This window comes from Desulfosarcina alkanivorans (assembly GCF_009688945.1).
Lineage (GTDB): Bacteria > Desulfobacterota > Desulfobacteria > Desulfobacterales > Desulfosarcinaceae > Desulfosarcina > Desulfosarcina alkanivorans.
The window spans coordinates 1,615,165-1,638,920 of record NZ_AP021874.1 but is presented as its reverse complement, the minus strand read 5'-3'; the positions used below and the strand labels follow the sequence as shown (position 1 = coordinate 1,638,920).

23 protein-coding genes and 1 pseudogene are annotated in these 23,756 nt (G+C 57.1%); 15 read left to right on the top strand and 9 right to left on the bottom strand.

Annotation, left to right across the window (positions count from 1 at the left end):
* The first annotated feature begins 76 nt into the window (after nucleotides 1-76).
* From DSCA_RS07210 to DSCA_RS07200, 3 genes are all read left to right on the top strand, one after another.
* On the top strand, nucleotides 77-1,000 hold the full coding sequence (locus DSCA_RS07210; RefSeq protein ID WP_167527653.1) for a transporter substrate-binding domain-containing protein: 924 nt from the start codon (nucleotides 77-79) through the stop codon (nucleotides 998-1,000).
* A gap of 54 nt (nucleotides 1,001-1,054) precedes the next feature.
* Entirely contained in the window at nucleotides 1,055-2,368 is a 1,314-nt protein-coding gene (locus DSCA_RS07205; RefSeq protein WP_155315783.1) for a dicarboxylate/amino acid:cation symporter, read from the top strand.
* Nucleotides 2,369-2,536: 168 nt separating this feature from the next.
* Nucleotides 2,537-4,141, top strand: coding sequence for a cation:proton antiporter family protein (locus tag DSCA_RS07200; RefSeq protein WP_155315782.1), 1,605 nt, complete (start codon nucleotides 2,537-2,539; stop codon nucleotides 4,139-4,141).
* A gap of 118 nt (nucleotides 4,142-4,259) precedes the next feature.
* Here the strand turns inward: DSCA_RS07200 and truA are convergent, their stop codons facing one another.
* The 3 genes from truA to DSCA_RS33435 are packed head-to-tail and all read right to left on the bottom strand — an operon-like array spanning nucleotide 4,260 to nucleotide 6,138.
* Nucleotides 4,260-5,012, bottom strand: a complete 753-nt coding sequence (gene truA, locus DSCA_RS07195) for a tRNA pseudouridine(38-40) synthase TruA (RefSeq protein ID WP_155315781.1) — start codon at nucleotides 5,010-5,012, stop codon at nucleotides 4,260-4,262.
* Nucleotides 5,013-5,031: 19 nt separating this feature from the next.
* Nucleotides 5,032-5,949: an AEC family transporter gene (locus DSCA_RS07190; RefSeq protein WP_155315780.1), complete on the bottom strand. Its 918-nt coding sequence runs from the start codon at nucleotides 5,947-5,949 to the stop codon at nucleotides 5,032-5,034.
* A gap of 6 nt (nucleotides 5,950-5,955) precedes the next feature.
* Nucleotides 5,956-6,138 carry a dual CXXC motif small (seleno)protein gene (locus DSCA_RS33435; protein ID WP_456236722.1) on the bottom strand — a complete coding sequence of 61 codons (183 nt, stop codon included), beginning with the start codon at nucleotides 6,136-6,138 and terminating at the stop codon, nucleotides 5,956-5,958.
* 154 nt (nucleotides 6,139-6,292) lie between these two features.
* On the opposite strand from DSCA_RS33435, the gene argJ reads away from it, so the two are divergent.
* The 4 genes from argJ (at nucleotide 6,293) to DSCA_RS07170 (ending at nucleotide 10,543) form a co-directional block, all read left to right on the top strand.
* On the top strand, nucleotides 6,293-7,477 hold the full coding sequence (gene argJ, locus DSCA_RS07185; RefSeq protein ID WP_155315779.1) for a bifunctional glutamate N-acetyltransferase/amino-acid acetyltransferase ArgJ: 1,185 nt from the start codon (nucleotides 6,293-6,295) through the stop codon (nucleotides 7,475-7,477).
* Between the two features lie 28 nt (nucleotides 7,478-7,505).
* Nucleotides 7,506-8,210, top strand: coding sequence for a pseudouridine synthase (locus DSCA_RS07180; RefSeq protein ID WP_231716409.1), 705 nt, complete (start codon nucleotides 7,506-7,508; stop codon nucleotides 8,208-8,210).
* Nucleotides 8,211-8,219: 9 nt separating this feature from the next.
* Complete coding sequence (locus tag DSCA_RS07175; RefSeq protein ID WP_155315777.1) at nucleotides 8,220-9,095, top strand: radical SAM protein; 876 nt, start codon at nucleotides 8,220-8,222, stop codon at nucleotides 9,093-9,095.
* 137 nt (nucleotides 9,096-9,232) lie between these two features.
* On the top strand, nucleotides 9,233-10,543 hold the full coding sequence (locus DSCA_RS07170) for a nucleotide sugar dehydrogenase (RefSeq protein ID WP_155315776.1): 1,311 nt from the start codon (nucleotides 9,233-9,235) through the stop codon (nucleotides 10,541-10,543).
* A 158-nt stretch (nucleotides 10,544-10,701) separates the two neighbouring features.
* Here DSCA_RS07170 and DSCA_RS07165 read toward each other — a convergent pair whose 3' ends face one another.
* Nucleotides 10,702-10,890: a hypothetical protein gene (locus DSCA_RS07165; protein ID WP_155315775.1), complete on the bottom strand. Its 189-nt coding sequence runs from the start codon at nucleotides 10,888-10,890 to the stop codon at nucleotides 10,702-10,704.
* A gap of 210 nt (nucleotides 10,891-11,100) precedes the next feature.
* On the opposite strand from DSCA_RS07165, the gene DSCA_RS07160 reads away from it, so the two are divergent.
* The 6 genes from DSCA_RS07160 (at nucleotide 11,101) to DSCA_RS07135 (ending at nucleotide 15,087) form a co-directional block, all read left to right on the top strand.
* Nucleotides 11,101-12,111, top strand: coding sequence for an alpha-hydroxy-acid oxidizing protein (locus DSCA_RS07160; protein ID WP_155315774.1), 1,011 nt, complete (start codon nucleotides 11,101-11,103; stop codon nucleotides 12,109-12,111).
* Nucleotides 12,112-12,230: 119 nt separating this feature from the next.
* The gene (locus DSCA_RS07155; protein ID WP_167527652.1) at nucleotides 12,231-12,641 is read left to right on the top strand and encodes a DUF3617 domain-containing protein; all 411 of its coding nucleotides are present in this window, start codon (nucleotides 12,231-12,233) and stop codon (nucleotides 12,639-12,641) included.
* 262 nt (nucleotides 12,642-12,903) lie between these two features.
* Nucleotides 12,904-13,173 carry a hypothetical protein gene (locus DSCA_RS07150; RefSeq protein ID WP_155315772.1) on the top strand — a complete coding sequence of 90 codons (270 nt, stop codon included), beginning with the start codon at nucleotides 12,904-12,906 and terminating at the stop codon, nucleotides 13,171-13,173.
* Between the two features lie 23 nt (nucleotides 13,174-13,196).
* Nucleotides 13,197-13,505, top strand: a complete 309-nt coding sequence (locus DSCA_RS07145) for a DUF6794 domain-containing protein (RefSeq protein ID WP_155315771.1) — start codon at nucleotides 13,197-13,199, stop codon at nucleotides 13,503-13,505.
* Nucleotides 13,506-13,789: 284 nt separating this feature from the next.
* Nucleotides 13,790-14,146, top strand: coding sequence for a hypothetical protein (locus tag DSCA_RS07140; RefSeq protein ID WP_155315770.1), 357 nt, complete (start codon nucleotides 13,790-13,792; stop codon nucleotides 14,144-14,146).
* Nucleotides 14,147-14,289: 143 nt separating this feature from the next.
* Nucleotides 14,290-15,087 (top strand): hypothetical protein, encoded by a 798-nt coding sequence (locus DSCA_RS07135; protein ID WP_155315769.1) that lies wholly within the window; start codon nucleotides 14,290-14,292, stop codon nucleotides 15,085-15,087.
* Between the two features lie 47 nt (nucleotides 15,088-15,134).
* On the opposite strand, the gene DSCA_RS07130 is transcribed toward DSCA_RS07135, so the two are convergent.
* The 5 genes from DSCA_RS07130 to DSCA_RS07110 all read right to left on the bottom strand — a co-directional run bounded on the left by DSCA_RS07130 (nucleotide 15,135) and on the right by DSCA_RS07110 (nucleotide 20,677).
* A complete protein-coding gene (locus DSCA_RS07130) occupies nucleotides 15,135-16,124 on the bottom strand; it encodes a dipeptide ABC transporter ATP-binding protein (RefSeq protein WP_155315768.1) in 990 nt (329 codons plus the stop codon).
* Entirely contained in the window at nucleotides 16,121-17,089 is a 969-nt protein-coding gene (locus tag DSCA_RS07125) for an oligopeptide/dipeptide ABC transporter ATP-binding protein (protein ID WP_231716408.1), read from the bottom strand. The genes DSCA_RS07130 and DSCA_RS07125 overlap by 4 nt, the downstream gene beginning before the upstream one ends.
* Nucleotides 17,086-17,985, bottom strand: a complete 900-nt coding sequence (gene dppC / locus DSCA_RS07120) for a dipeptide ABC transporter permease DppC (RefSeq protein WP_155315767.1) — start codon at nucleotides 17,983-17,985, stop codon at nucleotides 17,086-17,088. Before dppC ends, DSCA_RS07125 begins: the two co-directional genes overlap by 4 nt.
* A 7-nt stretch (nucleotides 17,986-17,992) precedes the next feature.
* Nucleotides 17,993-19,003 carry an ABC transporter permease subunit gene (locus DSCA_RS07115; protein ID WP_155315766.1) on the bottom strand — a complete coding sequence of 337 codons (1,011 nt, stop codon included), beginning with the start codon at nucleotides 19,001-19,003 and terminating at the stop codon, nucleotides 17,993-17,995.
* 78 nt (nucleotides 19,004-19,081) lie between these two features.
* Complete coding sequence (locus tag DSCA_RS07110) at nucleotides 19,082-20,677, bottom strand: ABC transporter substrate-binding protein (protein WP_155315765.1); 1,596 nt, start codon at nucleotides 20,675-20,677, stop codon at nucleotides 19,082-19,084.
* A 373-nt stretch (nucleotides 20,678-21,050) separates the two neighbouring features.
* Between DSCA_RS07110 and DSCA_RS33145 the strand changes: the two are divergent.
* Nucleotides 21,051-21,353, top strand: a pseudogene (locus DSCA_RS33145) (aminopeptidase P N-terminal domain-containing protein); the annotation flags it as partial.
* 123 nt (nucleotides 21,354-21,476) lie between these two features.
* On the top strand, nucleotides 21,477-22,442 hold the full coding sequence (locus DSCA_RS07105) for a M24B family metallopeptidase (protein ID WP_231716406.1): 966 nt from the start codon (nucleotides 21,477-21,479) through the stop codon (nucleotides 22,440-22,442).
* Nucleotides 22,443-23,756 lie beyond the last annotated feature (1,314 nt).

The following is a 23,756-nucleotide window of genomic DNA, read 5'->3' as shown; positions in this document are numbered from 1 at the left end:
AACCGTGCGTTGCCGGATATTCATGGGCGGGAACTTTCTTAGCGATGGCAGGCGCCATAGACTGGAGGTGGCGGATATGATGAAACGATACTGGACGATTCTTTTGATCTCCGTGTTGACGGTACCGGTTTTCAGCCAGGCAGGAGAACTCCAGCGCATCCGGGAACGAGGGGTGATAAACGTTTCCCTCAATCGGGAGTATCCGCCCTTTTCCATGGTAAAAGATGGCCGGATCGTCGGCCTCGATGTCGACCTGGCCTATCTGCTGGCCGAGTTTCTCGGGGTGGAGGTGACTTTCATCCGCCCCGGGACCTATGACCAGCAGATTCCCAAACTGCTGGCCGGTGAATCGGACATCATCATGGCCGCCATGACCCGAACGGTGGAAAGAGGGCTTCTGGTCAGTTTCTCAAGGCCTTATTTCGAGGTCAGTCAGGCCGCCCTGGTAAGGCGCAGCAGGATTCCTCCCGGCGCGAATGCCTATTTTGACCTGCTGGATGTCGACAACCTCAGGCTGGGGGTCAAAACCGGCACCACCCACGAAGCGTTTGCCATGCAGCTGTTCCCCCCCGGCATGATCAAGGGGTATCCAACGGCGGCCGCTGCAGCCGCCGCCGTCGTCGGTGGCGAAGTGGATGCCATGGTGGCGGATTCTCCGTTTGTCCGGGTCTGGCGCAACACCCATGTCGCGCATTACCGGCAGGTGGCCGCCCTGCTTGCACCGGTGACCCGGGAGTTCTACGCGTTTGCCATCCGCCAGGGTGATCCGGATTTCCTGAACTGGCTCAACCTGTTTGTGGATCAGATCCGGACGGACGGTACGCTGGACCTGCTCAGGTATGAATATTTTGAACAGATGGACTGGGCTGGGAAAGAACCGGCCACCCCGGAAAAGTTGACCCGGGCCCAATTCCTGAGGAACCGGTTCATTGCCGACAAACAAGCCATGATCGAAGAGCGACGCCAATCGTTTCAGGGGAAGGGAGACAGCTATGAATAAAAGGCGTCGCTGTCTGCAGATCACGTGGCGGCTATCCCCGACAAGGAGGTCCCGATGAAACTGTTCGCCTGGTACTTCAAGTGCAATCTCCTGGTGCGCATCCTCGCGGGTCTGATCCTGGGGGCTGTCTGCGGGCTGGCTTTCGGGCCGGCCATGGTCTGGGTCAGCCCCTTCGGCGAGATTTTCATCCGGCTGCTCAAGATGATCGTCATGCCGGTAATCCTCTTTAGCCTGACGGTGGGTGCCGCCAGCGTCCATCCATCCCAACTGGGCCGGGTGGGGCTCAAGGCGCTGGTGATCTATACGGTCACCACCGGCTTTGCCGTTGTTTTCGGTCTGATCTGCGGCAACCTTTTTCAACCCGGCCAGGGGATGCAGATCGCCGCCGGCGCCGCCGAAGGGATCAAAGCGGACGTATCGGCCCCCTCGCTGGTGGACACCCTGATCAACGTGGTGCCGGTCAACCCATACGGCGCCATTGCCGAGGGCAGCGTACTGCCGGTGATCTTTTTCTGCCTGCTCTTCGGCATCGGCCTGGCATACACCCGCAACAGCGAGGACGAAACGGTCCGGAAATCAGGGGAAACCGTTTTCCGTTTTTTCAACGGCGGCGCCGAAATCATGTACCTGGTGGTGCACTGGATCCTGCAATACGCGCCCATCGGGGTGTTCGCCCTGATCGCCGACGTTTTCGGCAAACAGGGCGCCGAGGCTTTCGGCCCCCTGGGGTGGACCACCCTGGCGGTATACACCGGTTTTGTCGGTCACATGGTTTTGGTTTACGGCGGCATTCTGCTGCTATTCAAGTTGTCTCCACCGGTCTTTTTCAGCAAAGCCAGAGAGGCCATCGTAACGGCCTTTGTGACCCGCAGCAGCGGGGGAACCCTGCCGGTGAGCATGGACATTGCCGGCAGCAAAATGGGCATCTCCCAGGGGGTCTATTCCTTCTCGCTGCCCCTGGGCGCCACCATTAACATGGACGGGACCGCCATCTACCAGGGGGTCTGCGCCATTTTCGTGGGGTTTGCCATCGGCGCCCCGCTGACCTTCTCCCAGCAGTTGACCATCATTGCCACCTCACTGCTGGCCTCCATCGGCACCGCAGGCGTTCCCGGGGCCGGCGCCATCATGCTGATGATGGTGCTTGAATCGGTCGGTTTGAAGGTGGCGCCGGGATCACCGGTGGCCATGGCCTACGGCATGATTTTCGGCATCGACGCCCTGTTGGATATGGGGCGCACCGCATGCAACGTGACCGGTGACCTGGCCGTGACCTGCGTCGTGGCCAAAACGGAGCAGGAAATGGATCTTTCGGCCTGGCGGAAGCCAAGGCAGCGTGTCCCGGCAGATCCGGCCACTGCTGAATGAATACCGATCCGGCGTTGCCCCCGGTCGCCACTGGAGAATACCCTGGTCCGTTTTGGGGCCGGTGCAGCCGGGAACGGATTCAAAAAGCCTAACGGGCTTCGGTCAGGGTGGTTCAAATGGGCTGGCACATGTTAATTTAACCGCTGCTTTCAACCGGGAGTATACTTTATGGACCCTGTCCTCATCGTCGCCGCTTTCATTTTGGGAGCCCTTTCAAGCCGTGTCGGACTGCCCCCGCTCGTCGGATACCTGGTGGCCGGATTTGTGCTCAACAGCCTGGGCGTCGCTGCCGGAGACCAGCTGGAGACCATCGCCGATGCCGGGGTGACCCTGCTCCTTTTTTCGGTGGGATTGAAGCTGAAACTCAAAAATCTGGCCAGCCCGGAGGTGTGGGCCGGCGCCACCCTTCACATGCTGATTACCGTGGCTGCTTTCGGCCTCGGTATCGGACTGCTCGGCATGGCCGGCTTGCCCGCGATGGGCGGTCTGGACTGGAAACTGTGCCTGCTCATCGCCTTTGCGTTGAGTTTTTCCAGCACGGTTTTTGCCGTCAAGGTTTTCGAGGAGAAGCGCGAGATGGCCTCGCGTCATGCCGTCACGGCAATTGGCATTCTGATCATGCAGGACCTCATCGCCGTGGTTTTCCTGGCCGTTTCCTCCGGGAAAACGCCGAGCATATGGGCGCCTTTCTGGATCGGGGCCCTCTTTTTGCTTCGCCCGCTGCTGCTGCGTTTCATGTCGCGCTGCGGTCACGGCGAATTGTTGATGCTTTTCGGGATCCTTCTGCCTGCCGCCGGGTACGGAAGTTTCGAACTGGTGGGCTTGAAAGGCGACCTGGGGGCCCTGGTTTTCGGCATGCTGGTGGCAGGCCATCCCAAAACCTCCGAACTGGCGCAAGCCCTGTTGAGTTTCAAGGACCTTTTTCTGGTGGGCTTTTTCCTGAACATCGGCATTTCCGGTGCACCATCGCTGGCAGCAGTGGGTATTGCGCTGCTGCTCGCACTGGTCATGCCCCTCAAGGCCGCCCTGTTTTTCGGCCTGCTCACCCGATTCAAACTGCGGGCGCGCACCTCCCTGCTCTCCTCCCTCAGCCTGGCCAATTACAGTGAATTCGGCCTCATCGTGGGGGCCATCGGAGTGGCCAACGGATGGATCGGCAGCGACTGGCTGGTTATCCTGGCCATTGCCCTCTCCTGCACGTTTATCATGGCGGCCCCGGCCAACTCATTTGCCCATGCCATCTACGCCCGGTGGGCCGATCCGCTGAAACGCTTCCAGATCGCTGAACGGCTGCCCGATGAAGTCCCCCTGGATCCGGGGGACGCCAAAATTGCCGTTATCGGGTTGGGAGGGATTGGATCGGCGGCCTACGACGAGATGCGCCGGAGATATGGGAACGTGGTGGTGGGGGTCGATTTCTGCGAGGAGTCCGTGGCCGCCCATCTCGAGCACGGCCGCCGGGTGGTGCTCGGCGATGCGTCGGACAGCGATTTCTGGGCCCGGACCGATCCTGCCACAACCCGTATCGACCTGGTCATGCTGACCCTGCCGGATCCAAAGGCCAGCGTATTTGCCATCGGCCAGATGAAAGATCGCGGCTATGCGGGCCAGATCACGGCGTCCGTGCGTTATGAGGATGAGGTGGCCGAATTGAAACAGGCAGGGATCGACGCGGCATACGTGGTATACGAGGAAGCCGGCGTCGGTTTTGCCGATCATGTATGCAAACACGTGGATCACCGCTATCTTCAGGATGCCGGCCTGACATCCTGAACCCGATAGGCAATCAGGCAAGCATCAGCATCGCCGCATTGGCGGGCCGGGACTTCCCCCAAAGCCTTTTCTCCCTGTCGGGGTCAGGCGTGCGGTCCGCAACTGACCCATTACGCGCTCAATACACCACTTCGGTTAAAAACAGACCCTGGGGCGGTGCCGTGGCCCCGGCACGTGACCGGTCTTTCGACTTCAGGATGTCGGCGACATCCTGAATCGTAAATTTGCCCAATCCCACTTCAACCAGCGTACCCACGATATTTCTCACCATGAAACGCAGGAACCCGTTGGCCGCGATATCATAGGCCAGGTTGCCGCCGCCGGTAATTTTTAGGGTTGAATCGGTGACGCTGCGAACAGTGTGGGCCCTGGGGCTGCCTGCACCTTCGAAGGCCTTGAAATCGTGGGTGCCGAGCAGGATGCCGGCCGCTTGTTTCATCGCCGTCGCGTCCAGCGGCTTGCGGATGTGCCAGACGAACTGCCGGCCGATGGCCGGTGCCGTGGGCCGGTTGAGGATATGGTAGCGATAGCGTTTGGATCGGACGTCAAAGCGGGCGTGGAACCGATCGGGCATCTTTTCACATGAAAGGACCACCACATCCCCGGGCAGCAGGCTGTTGAGGCCATTGAAAAACACATCGGCATTCAGGCCCGCGCTGGTCCTGAAGCTGGCGGTCTGGGCCAGGGCGTGGACGCCGGCATCGGTGCGGCCGGAACCGATGAGCGGGGTCGTTTCCCGGGTCATGACCGCCAGGGCCTTTTCGATGGTTTCCTGCACCGTGCGGTCTTTTTTCTGCCGCTGCCAGCCATGAAACCCTGAACCGTCGTATTCGAGGGTCAGTTTGAATGTTTCCGCTGTGGCGTCGTCCATGATAAACTCCTCCTGTGTGTCAGAACGTCATCAGCACGGCACTTAATGAGAAGAAAGAGAGCAGGGTGGACAGGACGATGGCGGCGGATGCGAATTCGGTGTCACTGTTGAGCTGTGAAGAGAGCACGATGATGGCCGGGGAGGCGGGCAGGGCGAAAAAGAGCATCCCCACTTGAAAAGACAGGGTCGAGGCGCCGACGGCATTGAGAAACAACCATCCCGAGATCGGCAGCACCAGTATTTTAATTGCAGATCCTAAAAATGCATGCCCCAGGTGGGCCTTGAGATTTTTCAGGGTCAAGGTTCCGCCAACGGAGAGCAGGGCCAGTGGCAGGGCCACCACGGCTGCCAGGCGAAAGGTGTTGTCCAGGAAAACCGGGAACTCGCCGACCGTTTGGGAATAGGCCATGCCTGTCAGGCAGCCGATGATCAGCGGGTTGGAAACCAGGGCACGGAGGGTGATTCGCAGCCTTTCACGCATATTGATGGTCTGGCCGGAGTACCAGATCAGGGTCGATACGGCCAGCACGTTGATGATCGGAATGATGAACCCGATGAGGATGCCGAATCTCGACGCCCCCGCTTCACCCAGGGCATTCATGGACACGGCCATTCCGGCGTAGGTGTTGAACCGGTAGCAGCTCTGCGAAAAGGATCCGGCCGCAAACCTCGGCACCTTGAACAATTTCAGGCAGATGGCACTGATCAGGTAGACCGTGCAGACGGCGCAGATGGCGGCGACGATCAGGTCGGTGGCACTGCTGTCCACCGGAGGTGCTGAGCCGATTTTCCAGAAGAGCAGGACCGGGAAAAAAATGAAATAGACCAGCCGGTCCGATGCCTTGAGAAAACTTTCCCCGATAAAGTGACTGTATTTCAGAAGGGTGCCCAGACCGATCAGCGCAAAAACCGGAAATAGGTTGTTGAGAATTATCATCGCAGGCTATATCCTGTCACAGCGCCAGTCGGCCAACTGCTGCTCCATGGCGTCGTCCATGAGATGGACGAATCTGGAAAGGGGATACTCGGCGCCGCATCCCGTGCAGCGGAAGACTACCGATCGTCATGTCCGCTTCAATGTCAGGGGGGTGCTGCAACCATCACAACGCAGTTTGGGCTCTTCCATTAGCTACTCCTTGTTGGCGGAACGGGTCCAGCGGCCACAGGCGCTGCGGGACCGGGATGAATTTGCAAACAGGCGCTTTTTATGTCATATGGCAGCGGTTTGCAAGGGGGGATGATTGGCTACCGGCGGGACCGGTTCAACGAAAGGAATGGGAATGGCTCCATTGACCTGTAAGGGGTTTTCTGCCTGCGGCCTGGCCGCCGGAATCAAAAAAAACGGTGACCTCGATCTGGGCCTGCTGGTCTCCGACCGACCGGCGCGGGTGGCGGCGGTGTTCACGAAAAACCGCGTCCAGGCGGCACCGGTGACGCTGGACCGTGAGAGGGTTAAATCCGGGGTCGCCCGGGCATTGATCGCCAATGCGGGCAATGCCAACTGCGCCAATGGCCCGCAGGGTCAGGACGCTGCCCGGGCCATGGCCGCTGCGGTCGCGCGGGCGTTGCATCTGCCCGAAGCGCAGGTACTGGTGGCTTCCACCGGCGTCATTGGTGTCCCTTTTCCCATCGATCTGGTGGACGCGGCGGTGCCCGCCCTGGCCGGCCGGTTGGATGAAAATGGCGTGCCCGATCTGGCCCGCGCCATCATGACTACCGACACCCGGCCGAAAACAGCCTCCCGTGAGGGCTCGGCCGGCGGCAGATCCTATCGCATCGTCGCCGTGGCCAAAGGTGCCGGGATGATCCGCCCGGATATGGCCACCATGCTTTGCTTTGCCTGCACCGATGCCGAAATCGCCGTCTCTGATCTTCAGGCCTCACTGGGACAATCCGTCAACGGGTCCTTCAACCGGATTACCATCGACGGCGATACGAGCACCAACGACACGGTGATTCTGATGGCCAACGGCGGCTCCGGAGCGAAAATTGAATCAGACGCCGATCGAGCGGCCTTTCAGCGCCTCCTGGACGATCTGTGCATGGACCTGGCCCGGCAGATGGTCAAGGACGGCGAGGGGGTGACCAAGGTGGTCGATCTGACGGTTCGCGGGGCCCATTCGGACCGCGATGCCCGGGCCGTTGCCGACACCATCGCCCACTCACCCCTGGTGAAGACGGCCTTTTTCGGAGAGGACGCCAACTGGGGGCGCATCATCGCGGCGGCCGGACGTGCCGGCGTCATGCTGGATCCGGACAGGCTGGACCTTTTCTTCGACGATATACAGATGGTTGAAAACGGGACGGGTTGTGGCCCCGGTGCTGAAGAAAAAGCCACCCGTGCGCTGAAAAAACCGGAATTTTCAGTCACCCTGGATCTGAACCTGGGGGCGGGGACGGCCACGATGCTCACCTGTGACTTCAGCCTGGATTATGTCAACATCAATGCCGATTATCGGTCATGAGATACCTCCGCGACACAGAGCCGTGCCAATGATTCGCCTGCAAAAATTTCTTTCCGCAGCCGGGGCATGCTCCCGGCGCAAAGGGGAGGCCCACATCCTTGCCGGTGAGGTGACCGTCAACGGGAGGGTGGTGACCACGCTCGGCGCCAAGGTGGACCCCGAAACCGACAGGGTGCATCTCAGGGGGGTGCCCGTGGACATCCCGGAGCAGCTCGTCTATATCATGCTCAACAAGCCTGAAGGGGTGGTGTCCAGTTGCAGGCATCGCGGCGAACCCGTGGTGACGGACCTGGTGGACCTGCCCCAGCGGCTTTTCCCGGTGGGACGGCTGGACAAGGACTCCACCGGCCTGTTGTTGCTGACCAACGACGGCCGCATTCACCATCGCCTCTCGCACCCGTCCTTCGATCACGAAAAAGAATACGACGTAACGGTGCAATGGCCCATTGCCGATCAGGCCCTGGCTGACATGGAACGGGGCTTGCCGCTTTCCGGCGTCATGACCCGGCCTGCTGCTGTGAAACGTATTTCAGGCCGTCGTTTCCGGATCGTCCTGATGGAAGGCAGGAATCGACAGATCCGCAGGATGGTCCAAAAAATGGGCAACCGGGTGGTTCAACTGCACCGAATCCGAGTGGCCGGCCTGACGCTGGGACGACTGCCCAAAGGCTCCTGGCGGCACTTGAACCCTGATGAAGCCAGGCTGCTGCTAAAACGGCTTAAACTCCTGTAGGCGTTGCCCATGCAATACGAAGGCCCCATCTACCGCCCCCCCAGCGAAGCGAACTCCCTGCTGGTTCAGGCCACCATCGGATGCCCGCACAACCGTTGCACCTTCTGTATGGTATACAAAAGCGGTCCCCCCTACCGGGAGCGCCCGGTGGCCGATATCATTGCCGACCTGGACCATGCCAGGAGACGTCACGGCGGTGGTGTGCGCAGGCTTTTTTTTCCTGCGGGCAACACCATTGCCATGGAAACCGATGCCCTGTGCCGCATCTGTGCCCATGCCCACCATTTATTCCCGCATCTGGAGCGCATTACCGTATACGGCTCCAGCCAGTACCTTCATAAAAAAGGACCCGATGACTTGAAGCGGCTGGCCGATGCAGGCCTGAACCGTGTTCACGTGGGCTTGGAATCCGGCGACGACGTGATCCTGAGGCTGATCAAGAAAGGCACCACCGCCGGCCAGCAGATCGAGGCCGGGCGCTGGACCATGGACGCCGGCATCCAGCTGAGCCTCTACGTGATCCTGGGTATCGGCGGTGAGGCCAGGAGTCTGGCGCATGCCACCCGGACGGCCGATGTGCTCAACCGCATCGCCCCGGATTTCATCCGCCTGCGGACCTTCGTGCCCAAAATCAACACACCGATGCTCAGGATGGTGCAAAGCGGTGCCTTTACCATGCTGGGGCCCCACGGGGTGCTCGGCGAGGCGGCCACGATCGTCCGGCTGCTGGACGGCCCGTCCCGGCTGACCAGCGACCACTACACCAATTACATCAATCTCGAAGGGACTCTGCCCGGGTGCCGCAACCGTCTGCTGGCGCAGATTGACCGCGCCCTGAGACGGCCGGAGACGGATTTCAGGCCCTTTTTCATCGGTGACCAGTAAAGGGGACGACGAGAGTTCATCGGTGCTTTTATCTTGGGCGGATATGGTGTATGTTGGCCCGGTTCAGCTCGTTTTCATGTAAATGCAGATGGTTGCCGGTATTTTTGAGGACTATTTAAAGAGGGGGTAAACGGGTGATGTTGACCTTTGAATCGCTGATGCAGAGGGATGAGAAGATTGGCGTGGTCGGTCTGGGCTATGTCGGGCTGCCACTGGCCGTTCATTTGTGCCGCCATTTCGATGTGGTGGGCTACGATTTTAAAGCCAGCCGGATTGCCGAGCTGGTCTCCGGAAAGGACCGCACCCTGGAGGTCTCCGACGAGGAGATGGCTGCCGCTACCGTGGCCTACACGGATGACCCCGCTGCCCTGAATGACTGCCGGCTGATTATCGTTGCCGTTCCCACCCCCATCGACGCGTATCGCATCCCTGACCTGACGCCCCTTCGCAGCGCCTCCGAATCCACGGGCCGGCACCTGGCCAAAGGCAGCTGTGTGGTCTTCGAGTCGACGGTTTACCCCGGCGCCACCGAAGAGGTGTGCGTGCCGATCCTCGAAAGGGAATCGGGCCTGGTCTTCGGCCGGGATTTTACCGTGGGGTATTCTCCGGAACGGATCAACCCCGGTGACAAGGTGCACACCGTTGACAAGATCATGAAAATCGTTTCCGGGTCCGACGCAGCCACGGCCCGGCTTTTGGAAAAGGTTTACGGCAGGGTGGTAAAAGCAGGTATCCACGTGGCACCCACCCTCAAGGTGGCCGAGGCGGCCAAGGTCATCGAGAATACGCAGCGGGACCTGAACATCGCCCTGATGAACGAGCTTTCCATGATTTTCGATATCATGGGCATCGATACCGCTGCGGTGCTGGACGCGGCAGGCACCAAATGGAATTTTCTGCCGTTCAGGCCCGGTCTGGTGGGCGGACACTGCATTGGCGTCGACCCCTACTACCTGACGTTCAAGGCCGAGTCCATCGGCTATCACCCCGAAATGATCCTTGCCGGACGGCGCATCAACGACGGTATGGGAAAATACGTGGCCGAGCGGCTCGTGAAACTGATGATCCAGGAGGGCAAACAGATCAACCATACCCGTGTCGGCGTACTCGGCATCACCTTCAAGGAAGACGTGCCGGACCTGCGCAACACCCGTGTGGTTGACATCATCCATGAGCTTGCGGATTACGGTATCGAGGTCCTGGTCCACGATCCGTTGGCAGACCCCGCAGAGGCCAGGGCCTATTACGATGTTGACCTGAAAACCCTGGATGATCTCAAAGGGGTGGATGCGCTGGTGGTGGCGGTTTCCCATCAACCCTACCGGGATATGGGGCTGGCGCAGCTTGCCGGGTTGTGCGGCGAAGGCCAGGCCGTGATCGTGGACGTAAAAAGTGCCTTCGATCCGGTCGAAGCCGAAAAACAGGGCATCTGCTACTGGCGGTTGTAATTTCGTCCTTTACCCAGGCCATGGGCGTGCCTGGGAACCTATACCGCCGCAGCGCCCTTAACGACCGGTATGACCGGCCCCCGCTCGACTTCGTCGAGTGGGGGCCTTATCCGTTTGGAGGCTGCCTGCCGCCCCCGGAACGCCCGGTCGGTTGCCGGTCAGGCGTAGTACCCCTCGAATTCACCACACTTGCTGTTGAAAAAGTCCATGGCTTCTTCCACGCTGTCGAAGATGATCCAGTCCCGTCGCAGGGTCCGGCCCGACCGCTGTCTGATTCGTTCGATTTCGGTATTGCCGTAATACTCGAAGTAGTCGTGATAATTGGTGGTCAGTTCATGTTTTCTCATGGCATCCCTCCTGTTAGGCGTTGATCGTTACGATGGTTCTGATAATAGCACCCGGTTGTGACAGATCCGGTCACAGGTGATCATTATTTTTTCGTTGTGGTTCAAAACAATGAGGGCTATGGTGATCGCCGTCTTGTCAACGAAGCGAAGCGGCCAATTTAACAGCCAAAAGCGTTGGGCAGGCCGTACTGCTGAAGAAAGGAATGCAACGTGAAAGAGATCAGGAAAGCGGCCAGGGAACGAATGAAAGGATATTGCCGGGTGTGCCCGGTCTGTGATGGCCGGGCGTGTGCCGGTGAAGTACCGGGCATGGGCGGGTTGGGAACCGGAAGTGCTTTTGCGGCCAATCTGGAATCGTTGGCGGCGGTGCGGTTTGATATGCGCCTGGTGCATGACGTCTCGGAACCGGATACCGGCATCGATTTTTTGGGGCAATCCCTGGCGTTACCCCTTATGGCGGCGCCCATAGGCGGCGTCTCCTTTAACATGGGGGGGCAAATTACGGAAGACGCCTATATATCAGCCGTCCTGGGCGGCTGTACTGCGGCCGGTATACTCGGCTGTGTCGGAGACGGGGTGCCGGACTTCATACACCAGGCCGGTTACGGGGCCATTCAGGCACTGGGGGGAAAAGGGATTCCGTTCATCAAACCCTGGGAGGATGCCGAGTTTTTCGATAAAGTGGACAAGGCCCTGGCCGCCGGAGCCACCATTATCGGAATGGATATCGACGCCGCCGGGCTGATTACCCTGAAGCAGATGGGCCGTCCGGTCTCTCCGAAATCACCCCAGCGGCTTGGCGAAATCATCGAGCAGGTCAAGGTGCCGTTCATTTTAAAGGGTGTGATGACGGTGGCGGATGCCCAGATGGCCGTGGCGGCGGGTGCACGCGCCATCGTCGTGTCCAATCATGGGGGGCGGGTGCTGGATCATACCCCCGGAGCTGCCGACGTGCTTCCGGAGATCGCCGACGCCGTGAAGGGCCAGATCACCATCCTGGCTGACGGGGGGGTTCGGACGGGTGGGGATCTTCTCAAAATGCTGGCCCTTGGCGCCGATGCCGTCCTGATCGGCCGGCCCTTTTCCGTTGCCGCCGTTGGCGGTCTTCAGGAAGGTGTGACGCAGTATATCGCGCGTATCGCCGGCGAATTGAAGGCTGCCATGGTTCTCACCGGCACCGCCAGTGCCGATGCTGTGGATCGGTCTATTTTGCATGGTTGAAAGGTGCATGGGCGCCGGTTCCTGTTCAGGCGCGTCGGAACTTGGGCCGGCCTTATAATTTCCAATCGCGTTGGTGGACTCATCATCCTCTGTTACCTGCTGAAAAGGAGATCATGAAAATGGCAAAAAGGCTTTTGGTTACTATTCTTACGGGACTCTTGGTCACCTGCAACGTCGCATTCGCAGCTTCCGCATTGAATTTGGATGACGGCATGTGGGAGGTCACCTCTCAGGTGAAGATGCAGGGCATGACAATGCCGCCAATGACTTTCTCCCAGTGCATCACCAAAGCGGATGCCGTCCCTCAGGGCAACGCCTCCGGGCAGGACAACTGCAAGGTGTCCGACATCAAGACGGTCGGCAATACCGTCTCCTGGACCATAACGTGCAACGGACAGGCCGGCGAGATGAAGGGCAAAGGAAAGATCACCTACCAGGGCGACCGGTTCGAGGGACGGATAAGCATGGATATGGCTGGAAGGGTGATGGTGACCGAAATGAAAGGCCGGCGCACGGGGCCTTGCCAGTAAAGGTAAGGGTGCGAATTTCAAAATTAAGACGGTTTCTTACGTAGATCCCGGTGTTTGGTCGGCAGTAGAAAGAGGCCCAACGATTAGGACGGACGGGAGCGGATTATGCCCTCAATTCCGGTCCGACAGGCCCCTTGATGCTTGCATTGGGCTTTTGCCGTTGGCGCATATCAACGGAAGGCGGCTTGAAAAAGACCCGTCCCGGCGTTATCATAATATGAAGCCGATTCATTGAAAATTGTCGACATCACAAGGGGGGAACATGAAAGACCCGTGGGAGCAAGAATTGTCCTGTGCCGTTGCCTGCTATCGATGCAACGCCAAGCTGTCCGCCTCTGACCAACGAATCCTTTCCGTATTTGACCACCAGCCCATTTGCCTGGCATGCAAACGAAAGGAAGAAAAACGGGCCGAATATGCCGAAGTATCCAGAAATATGATCGGATCCTGCATGATGGAAACCGAAGTGATGTATGGTGACCCCGGCGGATATTGCTATTTTCACTTTTATCCCTTTACTTGTGACGGCTGAAGGTTGATGGCAGGATTCTGCCCATGAACACGTTCCTGGATAAATTTCCGTCCACCGTGGAGAAAGCCGTGGATCGTCTCGCGGTGGATATGACATTTGCAGACAAAACCCGCCTGGCCAATATGGATGAAGCTGCATTGATCAGGTTTCACCAGTCCTATGGCATTTTTCTGAGAAACGAATTCCGTCTTCCGGGCAATGATCTGTTGATGAAGTCATGCCTGGCCGCTGCAGACCTCAAAACCATCACACCCGGGCAGGCCTCCTACATTCTTTTGAAGGAACTTCAAAAACGGCTGTTGGCCGGAAACATACTGAAGGTCGTCAAATAGAAACCGGAGCCGTAAAGAACAGCCATCGCTGCCGGGAGATGCATGGATATGCGCGTCCGGTCAACGGATTGAACCCGGTCCGCGGTGCCAGGCCGGGCAGAGGACGTTTGACAAACGCTCAGGTTCCATATAGGCTTTAAACAGCCATTTGCCTTGTTGATCCCTTTTAGGGCCCCGCATATCGGTTGTACCGATTTTTTTGTTTGAAGGGCCGCATTTTCCGGACCCCCGCGAAGATGGCAACGACCAACATGCTTGCAATGCGACGCCATTGGAGAGAAACCATGAGACAGAAATACCGCATTTGCCAGTTGCGGAAGAAAGACGCACTGAACATCAAAGAGTTTGCCGTAGTGGAAAAAGACACCAAAAATGTGGACTCGGCAATGCTTCGTGATGACCACTTCGACCTGATATGCGAACATGACTACGATGCCAAGATCATTGCCCGTGCCGCCGATGGGGGCTGCAATGAAGTGATCGAAGCATTACGAACACCCAACATGTACTTTATAGAACCTTACGCCACCAAAATCGCCGAGTCGGTGATTGACCTGTCCAGAGGGAATGAAGACCGTTGCATTGAGCTTTTTTTTGACGATAGAGAACTGCTTGTTGCTGAAATGTCCGACGACCAATAAGTCGTTGGCTTAGGCACGAAGGTGGTCTCCATTTATTTGACCACAAGGAGAACTGCATGACAGAAGAGATCAAATTTGAAGTCGGTGAAAAATATGAAAATATGAAAGGGATCTTTGAGGTGGTTGCCATCCGCAGGGATTCCATGGATATCCGGTGGGAGGACGGCGAGGAAATATCCACTCCCATTGACCTGCAGCAGCGCATCATCGAACGAATGCGTTTCGAAAAGGAACTGGAGGCCGCTCAGAAAATCCAGAAAGCCAAAAAAGCGAAGGCGTCGGCTTCCAAAGGTGGAAAACATTTTGAGGGTTTAGAAGAAAACGACTTCAGCAACAGCGTGTCCAAAACCACCTGGCGCGGTCGGGGCCAACTCGGCGGCGCGGTTGCCCTGCGGTTAAAAAGCAAACAGTTCAAGTTCAACTCCTGGGCCGTGTTGCGCAAACCGGAAGTCAGTTGGCTGGATGTTACACGTCAGAAACAGCCCGATATAAAACTGCAATCCAAATTTTATGCCCGTGTTGAAGAGGCAGACTTCTTTTATGGGGTTCTAACGCCCGCCCCCGACCCATCGGGCACCGAAGCGGGAGACTGGCATGCGTTGATGGCATGGCTGGATAAGCCCGAAAATGATTCCTGGCTGAATAAGCAGTGCAGTTCCCATGGTCTTTATTTGTGTGACCTGAGCAAGCAGGGCTTCAATGGCACACTGGAAGCCAAAGACGGGCAGTGGGTGCAGCGCGGTCAGGATGAAAAAGAGACCGCTGTTGTTTCCCTGAGTGCCTTTTTAGTGGCCGCAGGAAAGTCGGCAGCCGTGGACCTGCGCATTGAGAAGCGGTTGGCCAAAGGCGATGCCATAGAAAAGAAACAAAGTATAGCCGGCGATATTGCGACCCTGTTTGAAAACCTCATGCCCGTATATGCGGCGGCAGCTGCACGATAAGAATAACCGTCCGACAATAGAAAAAGAGAGAACTCCGGCATCCGGTGTCAATTGCCTGCCCGGGCAATTGACTCCGCATGGTGGCAGGCGACCTGCCGGTTTTCAAGCAGGCGCAGGGCGGGCCGTTCCTGGGTGCAGACGTCGGTCATGTGGGGGCAGCGTTTGTGAAAAGTACAGCCCGTTGGCGGATCCAAGGGGGACGGTAGCTCTCCTTTCAGCGGCGTTCGGATTCCGCGGGCGGCTTTCTCCACCTTGGGGGTTGCGGCCATCAGCGCCCGGGTATAAGGATGCAGCGGCTTGTTGAAGATGGTTTCCTTCTCACCCTGTTCAACCGGTCTTCCCAGGTACATGACCATCAGGTCGTCGGAGATAAGGCGAACCACACTAAGGTCGTGGGAAATGAACAGATAGGCCAAATCCATTTCCTCCTGAAGATCCATGAGCAGATTGAGAGCCTGGGCCTGGACCGATACATCCAGTGCTGATACCGGTTCATCGGCAACCACCAGGGCCGGTTTGAGCATCAGCGCCCTTGCCACGGCAATCCGTTGTCGCTGACCACCTGAGAACATATGCGGATACCGGCTGTACTGCTCCTGACTCAGGCCTACCTTTGCCATCATGGCCAATGCCTGCTCCTGTCGCTGGGAAGCAGAAAGATCGGTGTTGATCTTGAGCGGTTCTTCCAGGATAGCACCCACTTTCTTGCGGGGATTCAACGATCCGTAGGGATCCTGAAAGATGATCTGCACCTGTGTCCTCAGCTTGCGGCGCAGTGATTTGTCCTTTATGGTTCCATCCATCCCGCCTATTTCTAACTGTCCGTCAGTTGGTGGTTCGATCATGGTAACCACACGGGCAAGCGTCGATTTGCCGCACCCGGACTCGCCCACAACCGCCAATGTTTTTCCCCGGTTGATCGAAAAAGATACACCATCCAGAGCTTTGAGGGCGTGCGATGGGCTGAACAGCCCACCGGTTTTAACCTGGTAGTAACGTGCCAGCCCAATGGTTCGAATCACTTCACTGTTGCTCATGTCGAGGGGGCTCCGTGATCTAATGGGAAATGGCAGCGAACGGCACGACTGCCATGGGACACCAGGTCAGGCGATTCGGTTCTGCATCGATTCTGTGCGAAACGGCAGCGTGGATGAAAGATGCATCCCTTGATATGGTCAAACCGCCCGGGCACCACACCGGGAATGGTGGGCAGACGGTGCAGTCCGACACTCCTTTCCGGAAGCGCATCCAGCAGTGCGGCGGTATACGGATGCCTTGGATGGTCGAATAATGGGTCCACGGCGTTTTTTTCAACCACCTGGCCGGCATACATGACGACCACCCGTTCAACGGTTTCGGCCACGACGGCCATGTCGTGGGTGATGATGATCATCGCCATGTTCTTGCTGCGCTGCAGGTCCAGCAAAAGGTCCAGGATCTGGGCCTGAATGGTTACATCCAATGCCGTGGTGGGTTCATCAGCCACCAGCAAGCGGGGGTTACAGGCGATGGCCATGGCGATCATGATCCGCTGGTTCATGCCTCCGGACATTTGATGGGGAAAGTTTCCCAGGCGATCCTCCGGCGCCGGAATACCCACCTGGTCGAGTAAATCGATGGTACGGTCCCGCCGGGATGCACGGGTCCCTCCCTCGTGGGTTTTAAGTGCCTCCATGATCTGGAAGCCCACCGTGAAGCACGGGTTCAAACTGGTCATGGGCTCCTGGAAAATCATGGCGATATCCTTGCCTACCAGTTGGCGGCGTTTTTTTGGATGGATGTTCAACAGGTCATTGCCGTCAAAGCGCATGTGGCTGGCAGTGATGATGCCCGGATAGGGGATCAGTCCCATCATGGCCAGCTGGCTGACGCTTTTGCCGGATCCGGATTCGCCTACGATGCCCACCACCTCGCCTCCGGTGATTGTGAGGTCGAAGTCCGCAACCGCCTTGAATCCGGCGAAATCAACAGATAGTCTTTCTATTTCAAGCAGTTCCATCATCGTTTCAATTTTGGATCAAGGGCATCGCGCAGCCCGTCTCCGGCAAGGTTGAAGGCCAACACGGTCAACAGGATAGCCAGTCCGGGAAAGGTGACCACCCACCATGCCCGCTGGATAAATTGAAGTGCATTGGCCAGCATGGCCCCCCATTCCGGTATGGGCGGTTGGGCTCCCATTCCTAAAAATCCCAATGCCGCCGCATCGAGGATGGCCGATGAAAAACCCAACGTGGCCTGGACAATCAGCGGGGCCATGCAGTTTGGCAGGATCACCAGAAACATCAACCGAAGGGGGCCGGCCCCACAAACGCGGGAAGCCGTCACATAGTCTTTGGCCTTTTCGGAAAGCATCGACGCCCGCGTCAGTCGAACATAGTGGGGCAGTACGACGATGGCGATGGCCAGGATGGCGTTTCGAAGGCTCGGACCCAGGATCGTCACGATGGCCATGGCCAGCAGTAAACTGGGCAGGGCCAGCATGATGTCCATGAGCCGCATGACCATGGTGTCCGCATATCCGCCGATGTAACCTGAGCAAATACCGAGGAGAATTCCCGCCGCCAGAGAGATCGTGACCACCAGCAGGCCGACGAAGAGGCTCAAACGGGCGCCGTATATTAACCGGGACAAGATATCACGCCCCACGTCATCGGTTCCCAGCGGGTAGGTCCAGGACCCGCCCTCCTGCCATGCCGGAGGGGTCAGGATGGCGTCGCGATACTGCTCGAAGGGGCTGTGTGGGGCGATGAACTGGGCACACAGGGCGACGACCGTGATGAAGAGGATGAAATAGAGGCCCACCACAGCACCCTTGTTTTCATTGAAGTATTGCCAGAATTCTTTCAGCGGGTGGGGCGGTGCCTGGGCGGAATGGGCAGCTATGGCGGAAGCGGACATGGAATTCCTATCGGTTATGGCGGATGCGCGGATTAATGACGCCGTACAACATATCGACGAGCATGTTGACCAGAATGATCAGTGATGAAATCATCAGGATTCCTCCCTGGACCGCCGGATAGTCACGCCTGCGGATGGACTCTATGATCCATTTTCCAACACCGGGCCAGGCAAAGATGGTTTCGGTCAGTATGGCGCCGGCCAGCAATACCCCGGTCTGGAGGCCGATGACGGTGATCACCGGAATCAAGGCGTTTCGCAGGGCGTGGACCAGGGTTACGCGCCACGGCGCAAGCCCTTTGGCCCTGGCGGTTCGGACATAATCTTCCTGGAGTACTTCCAGCATCGAGGATCGGGTCATGCGCGCGATGACGGCAAGCGGAATGGTACCCAGGACAATCGACGGCAGGATCAGGTGGCTAAGGGCCGAAATGAAGGCTCCTTTTTCGTCGGACCTCAGGGAGTCGATGAGCATGAACCCGGTATCCGCGTCAATCCAGAAGAGAGCCGAGATCCGTCCGGATACCGGTGTCCATCCCAGGTTTACGGAAAAGAACAGGATCAGCAGCAGCCCCCACCAGAAAATGGGCATGGAATACCCGGTGAGTGATACACCCATAACCGTGTGGTCGAACACCGACCCCCGTTTGACACCGGCGATGACCCCGGCAGGCAACCCGACCAGGATGGCAAAAAACATGGCGAACAGGGATAGCTCGACGGTGGCGGGAAACAAGGTCATGAATTCATCGACCACCGGTTTTTTAGTGACGATGGATTTACCCAGATTGCCGTGGAAAATACCTCTGATGTATTTGAGATACTGGACCGGAAGGGGCTGGTCCAGCCCCAGCTGCGCTTTTAGGATGGCATGGCGCTCGGGATCAATGCCCCTTTCGCCGGCCATGAGCATCACCGGGTCACCGGGGATCAGGTGGATCAGGGCAAAAGTGAGCAGTGTCACGCCGATAAATGCGGGAACCACCATTGCCAACCGTCTGGTTAGAAAACGGATCATGGGAAGAATCGTTTGCCCGAAAAGGTGAACGTGCACGGGGGGAAGGAGACTTCCCCCGTGCACAGTGGGTCAGGCGGGTTACTGGATGTCCACCCCGTAAAATACAAAACCACCAAAGGGATCGATCCTGAAGTCCTTGACCTCTTTTCTTACCGGTACAAAGACCACGGAATGGGCGATGGTGGCCCATGGCGCCTGGTCCTTGAAAATGACCTGTGCTTCTTCATACAGCCGTGTTCGTTCGGCCACATCGGCGGTTATCTTGGCTTTCTGGATCAGATCCTCAAACGGCTGGTAGCACCAGCGCGCCCGGTTGGCGGAACCCACCGAGTCACAGCCCAGGAGAACCGACAGAAAATTGTCCGGGTCTCCGTTGTCGCCCGTCCAGCCCAGCAGTACGGTCTGGTGTTCACCCTCTTTGGAGCGCTTGAGGTATTCGCCCCACTCGTAGGTCACGATTTTGGCTTTCACGCCCACCTTGGCCCAGTCGGCCTGAATGATTTCCGCCATGCGGCGGGCGTTGGGGTTGTAAGGCCGCTGTACCGGCATGGCCCAGATGTCGGTTTCGAAGCCATTGGGAAACCCTGCATCGGCCAGCATTTTCTTGGCTTTGACCGGATCGTAGGGGTAGTCTTTGACCGCATCATTGTAAGACCAGATGGTGGGGGGAATGGGGTTTTTGGCGATCTTGCCGGCACCCTGGAAAACGGCATCGATAATGGCCTGCTTGTTGATTGCCAGGCTCAGCGCCCTTCTGACATCGACGTTGTCAAAGGGCTTCTTTTCCGTGTTAAAGCCAAGGTAGCCAACGTTGAGGCCTTCTTTTTCCAGCAGGTTGATGTCCTTGTCCCTGGCCATCTGGGCCAGATCGGCCGGATTGGGGTAGGGCATGACGTGGCATTCACCGGCTTTTAGTTTTGCATAGCGTACCGATGCATCCGGGGTGATGGAGAACACCAGTTTGTCGATAGCGGCCCTGCCGCCCCAGTAGTCCGGATGAGCAATATAGCGGATGATGGAGTCTTTTTGATACTGAACCAGAACGAAGGGACCGGTACCCACCGGATCCTGGTCGTTAAGGTCCGGGGTGCCGGCGGCCATCATCTTGTCGGCATATTCGGCACTGTGAATGGATGCAAAGTCCATCCCCATGTTGGCGATAAAGGGTGCTTCCGGACGGGTCAGGTGAAAGACGACCGTGTAGTCGTTTTTCTTTTCAATTCGGTCGATGAGCTTGTCCATGCCCATGCCGGTGAAATACTCGTAGCTGCCGCCGGAAACCTTGTGATACGGATGCTTGGGGTCCCACTGACGGTAAAACGACCACAATACGTCGTCGGCGTTGAAGTCTCGGGACGGGGTGAAATTTTTCTTGGTGTGGAACTTAACCCCTTTCCGCAGATAGAAAGTGTAGGTCTTTCCATCTTCGGAAACATCCCATTTTTCCGCCAGACCGGGAATGATTGTGGTGGTGCCCCGTTCAAACAGAACCAGCCGGTCGAAGATGGCTCGGGAAGAAGCGTCGAAGGTGGTGCCGGCCGTGTACAGTGCCGGGGTAAATCCTTCTGGGCTGCCTTCAGAGCAGTAGACACAGGTTTTTGCATAAGCACTGGCACCTGCTAAAATCAGTGCCAACGCGACACCTACCGCTGTCAATCCTCTACGATACCTCATTGTTACCTCCTCCTGTAATGCAGATGGTTAGGTTGCACGCGACTCGTAAGGGTAAAGACAATATTGGGTAATCGCTAAGTTTTGAAAAATCCAACTTGAGGGTAAATCCCATTTGAACCCGTATCAGACTCTATCTTGGAATCAAGTATTATGTCAAAACGATCATGCCGACAGCCGTTACGGGAGAAACCACCACCACATGAGATAGTGGGGGACTTGAGGAAAAGGTCATAAGGTCTGAAGACCTGAGATATATATTGACATAGTTGCCGATTCCGTTCAAGTGAAGAAATGGCCGCAACCATCATGTGGCCGTGACGGTTTTATCCTTGGTACCGGCAATGCCTATACCTTCATAAGAGAGGACGCGTTCATGTTTTCTGCTGAGTGTTACACCACCAGGCGCCAGTGCCTCAAAACGGATATTGAATCCGGGCTGATCCTGTTCCTCGGAAATGGAGAAAGTGCCATCAATGCCGCCGATAACTGCTACTTTTTCCGTCAGGACAGCTCTTTTTTGTATTTCTGGGGAATCGACCTCCCGAATCTTGCTGCCGTCATCGACGTGGACGCCGAAACGGAAACCGTATTCGGTGATGATCCGTCGATGGACGATATGATCTGGACCGGTCCGCAACCATCCCTGTCGGAACGATGCAAGGAGTTGGGGATCCATCAATCCGCCACCTTTTCGAAATTGCATGAGATTGTTGGGGCGGCCCTGAAAAAGAATCGACCGGTTCATTTTCTCCCGCCTTACCGAATGGACCAGATGATGCAATTGTCGGATCTTTTCTGCATGAATCGACAGGTTGTTGCCCAAAAAGCGTCCAAATCACTAATCCGGTCAGTGGTCCGGCAGCGTTCGGTGAAAAGCGATGCGGAACTGGCCCAGATTGAATCGGCGATTACCATCAATGGGGCCATGCAGACCACTGCCATGCGGATGGCCACGCCGGGGCGCCATGAGCGTGAGGTGGTGGGGGCCATCGAAGGCCTTGCCTACGGTCTGTCCGGGAGAAAATTGCCGTTCCGCACTATTTTTTCTATTCATGGACAGGTCCTTCACAACCACTGTCACGACAACCAGATGAAGGCCGGCGATCTGGCAATCTGCGACTGTGGCGCAGAATCATCCATGGGGTATGCCAGCGACACTACCCGCACCATTCCGGTCGGTGGCCGGTTTACCGGCCGGCAAAAGGATATATACGAGGTTGTTCTGGGGATGCAGATGGATGCTCTGGCCGCCATGAAACCCGGTGTTCCCTTCCGGGATATCCACCTGTTGGCCGCCCGACGGCTGTCTTCGGATTTTAAGAAGCTCGGGCTGATGCACGGTGACGTGTCGGAGATGGTTGAATCCGGGGCGTATGCACTCTTCTTCCCCCATGGCCTGGGTCACATGATGGGCCTGGATGTTCACGATATGGAAAGCCTCGGGGAAAACCATGTGGGCTACACGGAAAATATCCGGCGCGACACCCGGTTTGGCCTCAATCGTCTTCGGCTGGCCAAACCCCTGGAGCCGGGTTTTGTGGTAACCGTTGAACCCGGCGTCTACTTCATTCCGCCATTGATTCGGCAGTGGCGTGCCGAAAACCGGTTTGGCGATCATATCGACTACCGTCGCCTGGAGCCTTTTCTCGACTTTGGGGGGGTGCGAATCGAAGATGATGTGCGGGTCACCTCCGACGGTGCAGCGGTATTGGGGCCGCCCATACCAAAGACGGTCCCTGCCGTTGAAGCCTGTTGCAACCGGTAACGCCGCTTCTCTGTAGGATGATCGTGTCACCCGCGAGGATGGCGATGGGTGGCTTTGCAGTCCCCCGGGGGTGGCTGCGGTTCAGCCGGCGGATCGTTTTCGTCCAGCAGGATAATGTAGGAAAATGGGGAGGAGAGGGGGGGCGGCTTTTCGGCGGGCCGGGATGGTTTGTCCGGTAACTGTTTACGTTGCCGAGCCTCGTCGATTGATATGGTTTTATTCATGATTCAAGCGGGGTGCAATCCCGTTTCACGGTCGGCACATGGTTTCTTCGTTAGTGCCTGATCTAATTGGTATGGCTTGAAACAATTGCAAAACAGAGGAATAAAAAGGTCCGGCTGCGATTGATGGTGCCTGAACCTGAAAAGACCAGACTCCCATATAATGCAAATATTCGTATAAGATACACGTATACTAAAAAGGGCTCCGTTTTACAAGTGTCAATTCTCTGAACCCCTTCAAAAGGACTTGACCCATGATCAGGCAGCGGTGTAGATTGAACACAGGGAACCAACAGTCAGTCGCCGCAATCATCTGCCACCAGCCTCTTCCTGCCTCTGCTCGTATTCTGCTTCGACGACGTTTCCTCTCTTTCGCCTAACCTAATGATGTCGGTAATCATGGTGATAATGGTTTGTCCGACCGGCGGTATCCAAGAGATCATGAAGGTTTGGAACATGATTCAGTTGACTGAAAAACGGAATTCACCCCGCCATCACTGTGACGGCCAGGTCATTTTATTTTCTACCGGGTACCGATCGCGGCGAACAGAAGGGCGGTTGCTCAACTTTAGTGATCAGGGGCTCTGCTTTGTCAGCCATCACCCGCTGAAGCCGGGAACCACCATCATCGTGCGTGCATCAGGGGAAATTTGTCCGAGCGTGTCGGCGGATAATGGATGCTATTTACGAACCATGGGGTTTGTAACAATTAAATGGTGTAAGGAAAACCATCGGCAAGGACGGCCCATCCACGAGATGGGGGCCGCGTATCTATTGTCCTACTGAACAGGAAAACAGCAAACGGGCCCCAATTTTTCATCCCCGGGTTTTTCCACTATCTATTGTTTTTCCGGAATGATGCATAACAACTGGCACTGACGTCTGCGTTTTTTCAGCGCATCGGCCACCGTGCCCCCTTCCTGTCGCACCGCCGCAGGTGATACAGCCACACCTGTAAGGCGATGGTTTCCTGACGGATAAAATGCCAAAAAACATATTGACACCTTAACCCTAAAAAATGCATTTCCAGGGTTTATTGTCGGCGGCCCGGGTGCAATTGACGGCATGCCTGCCGGCCGCCGCGGCATCCTTT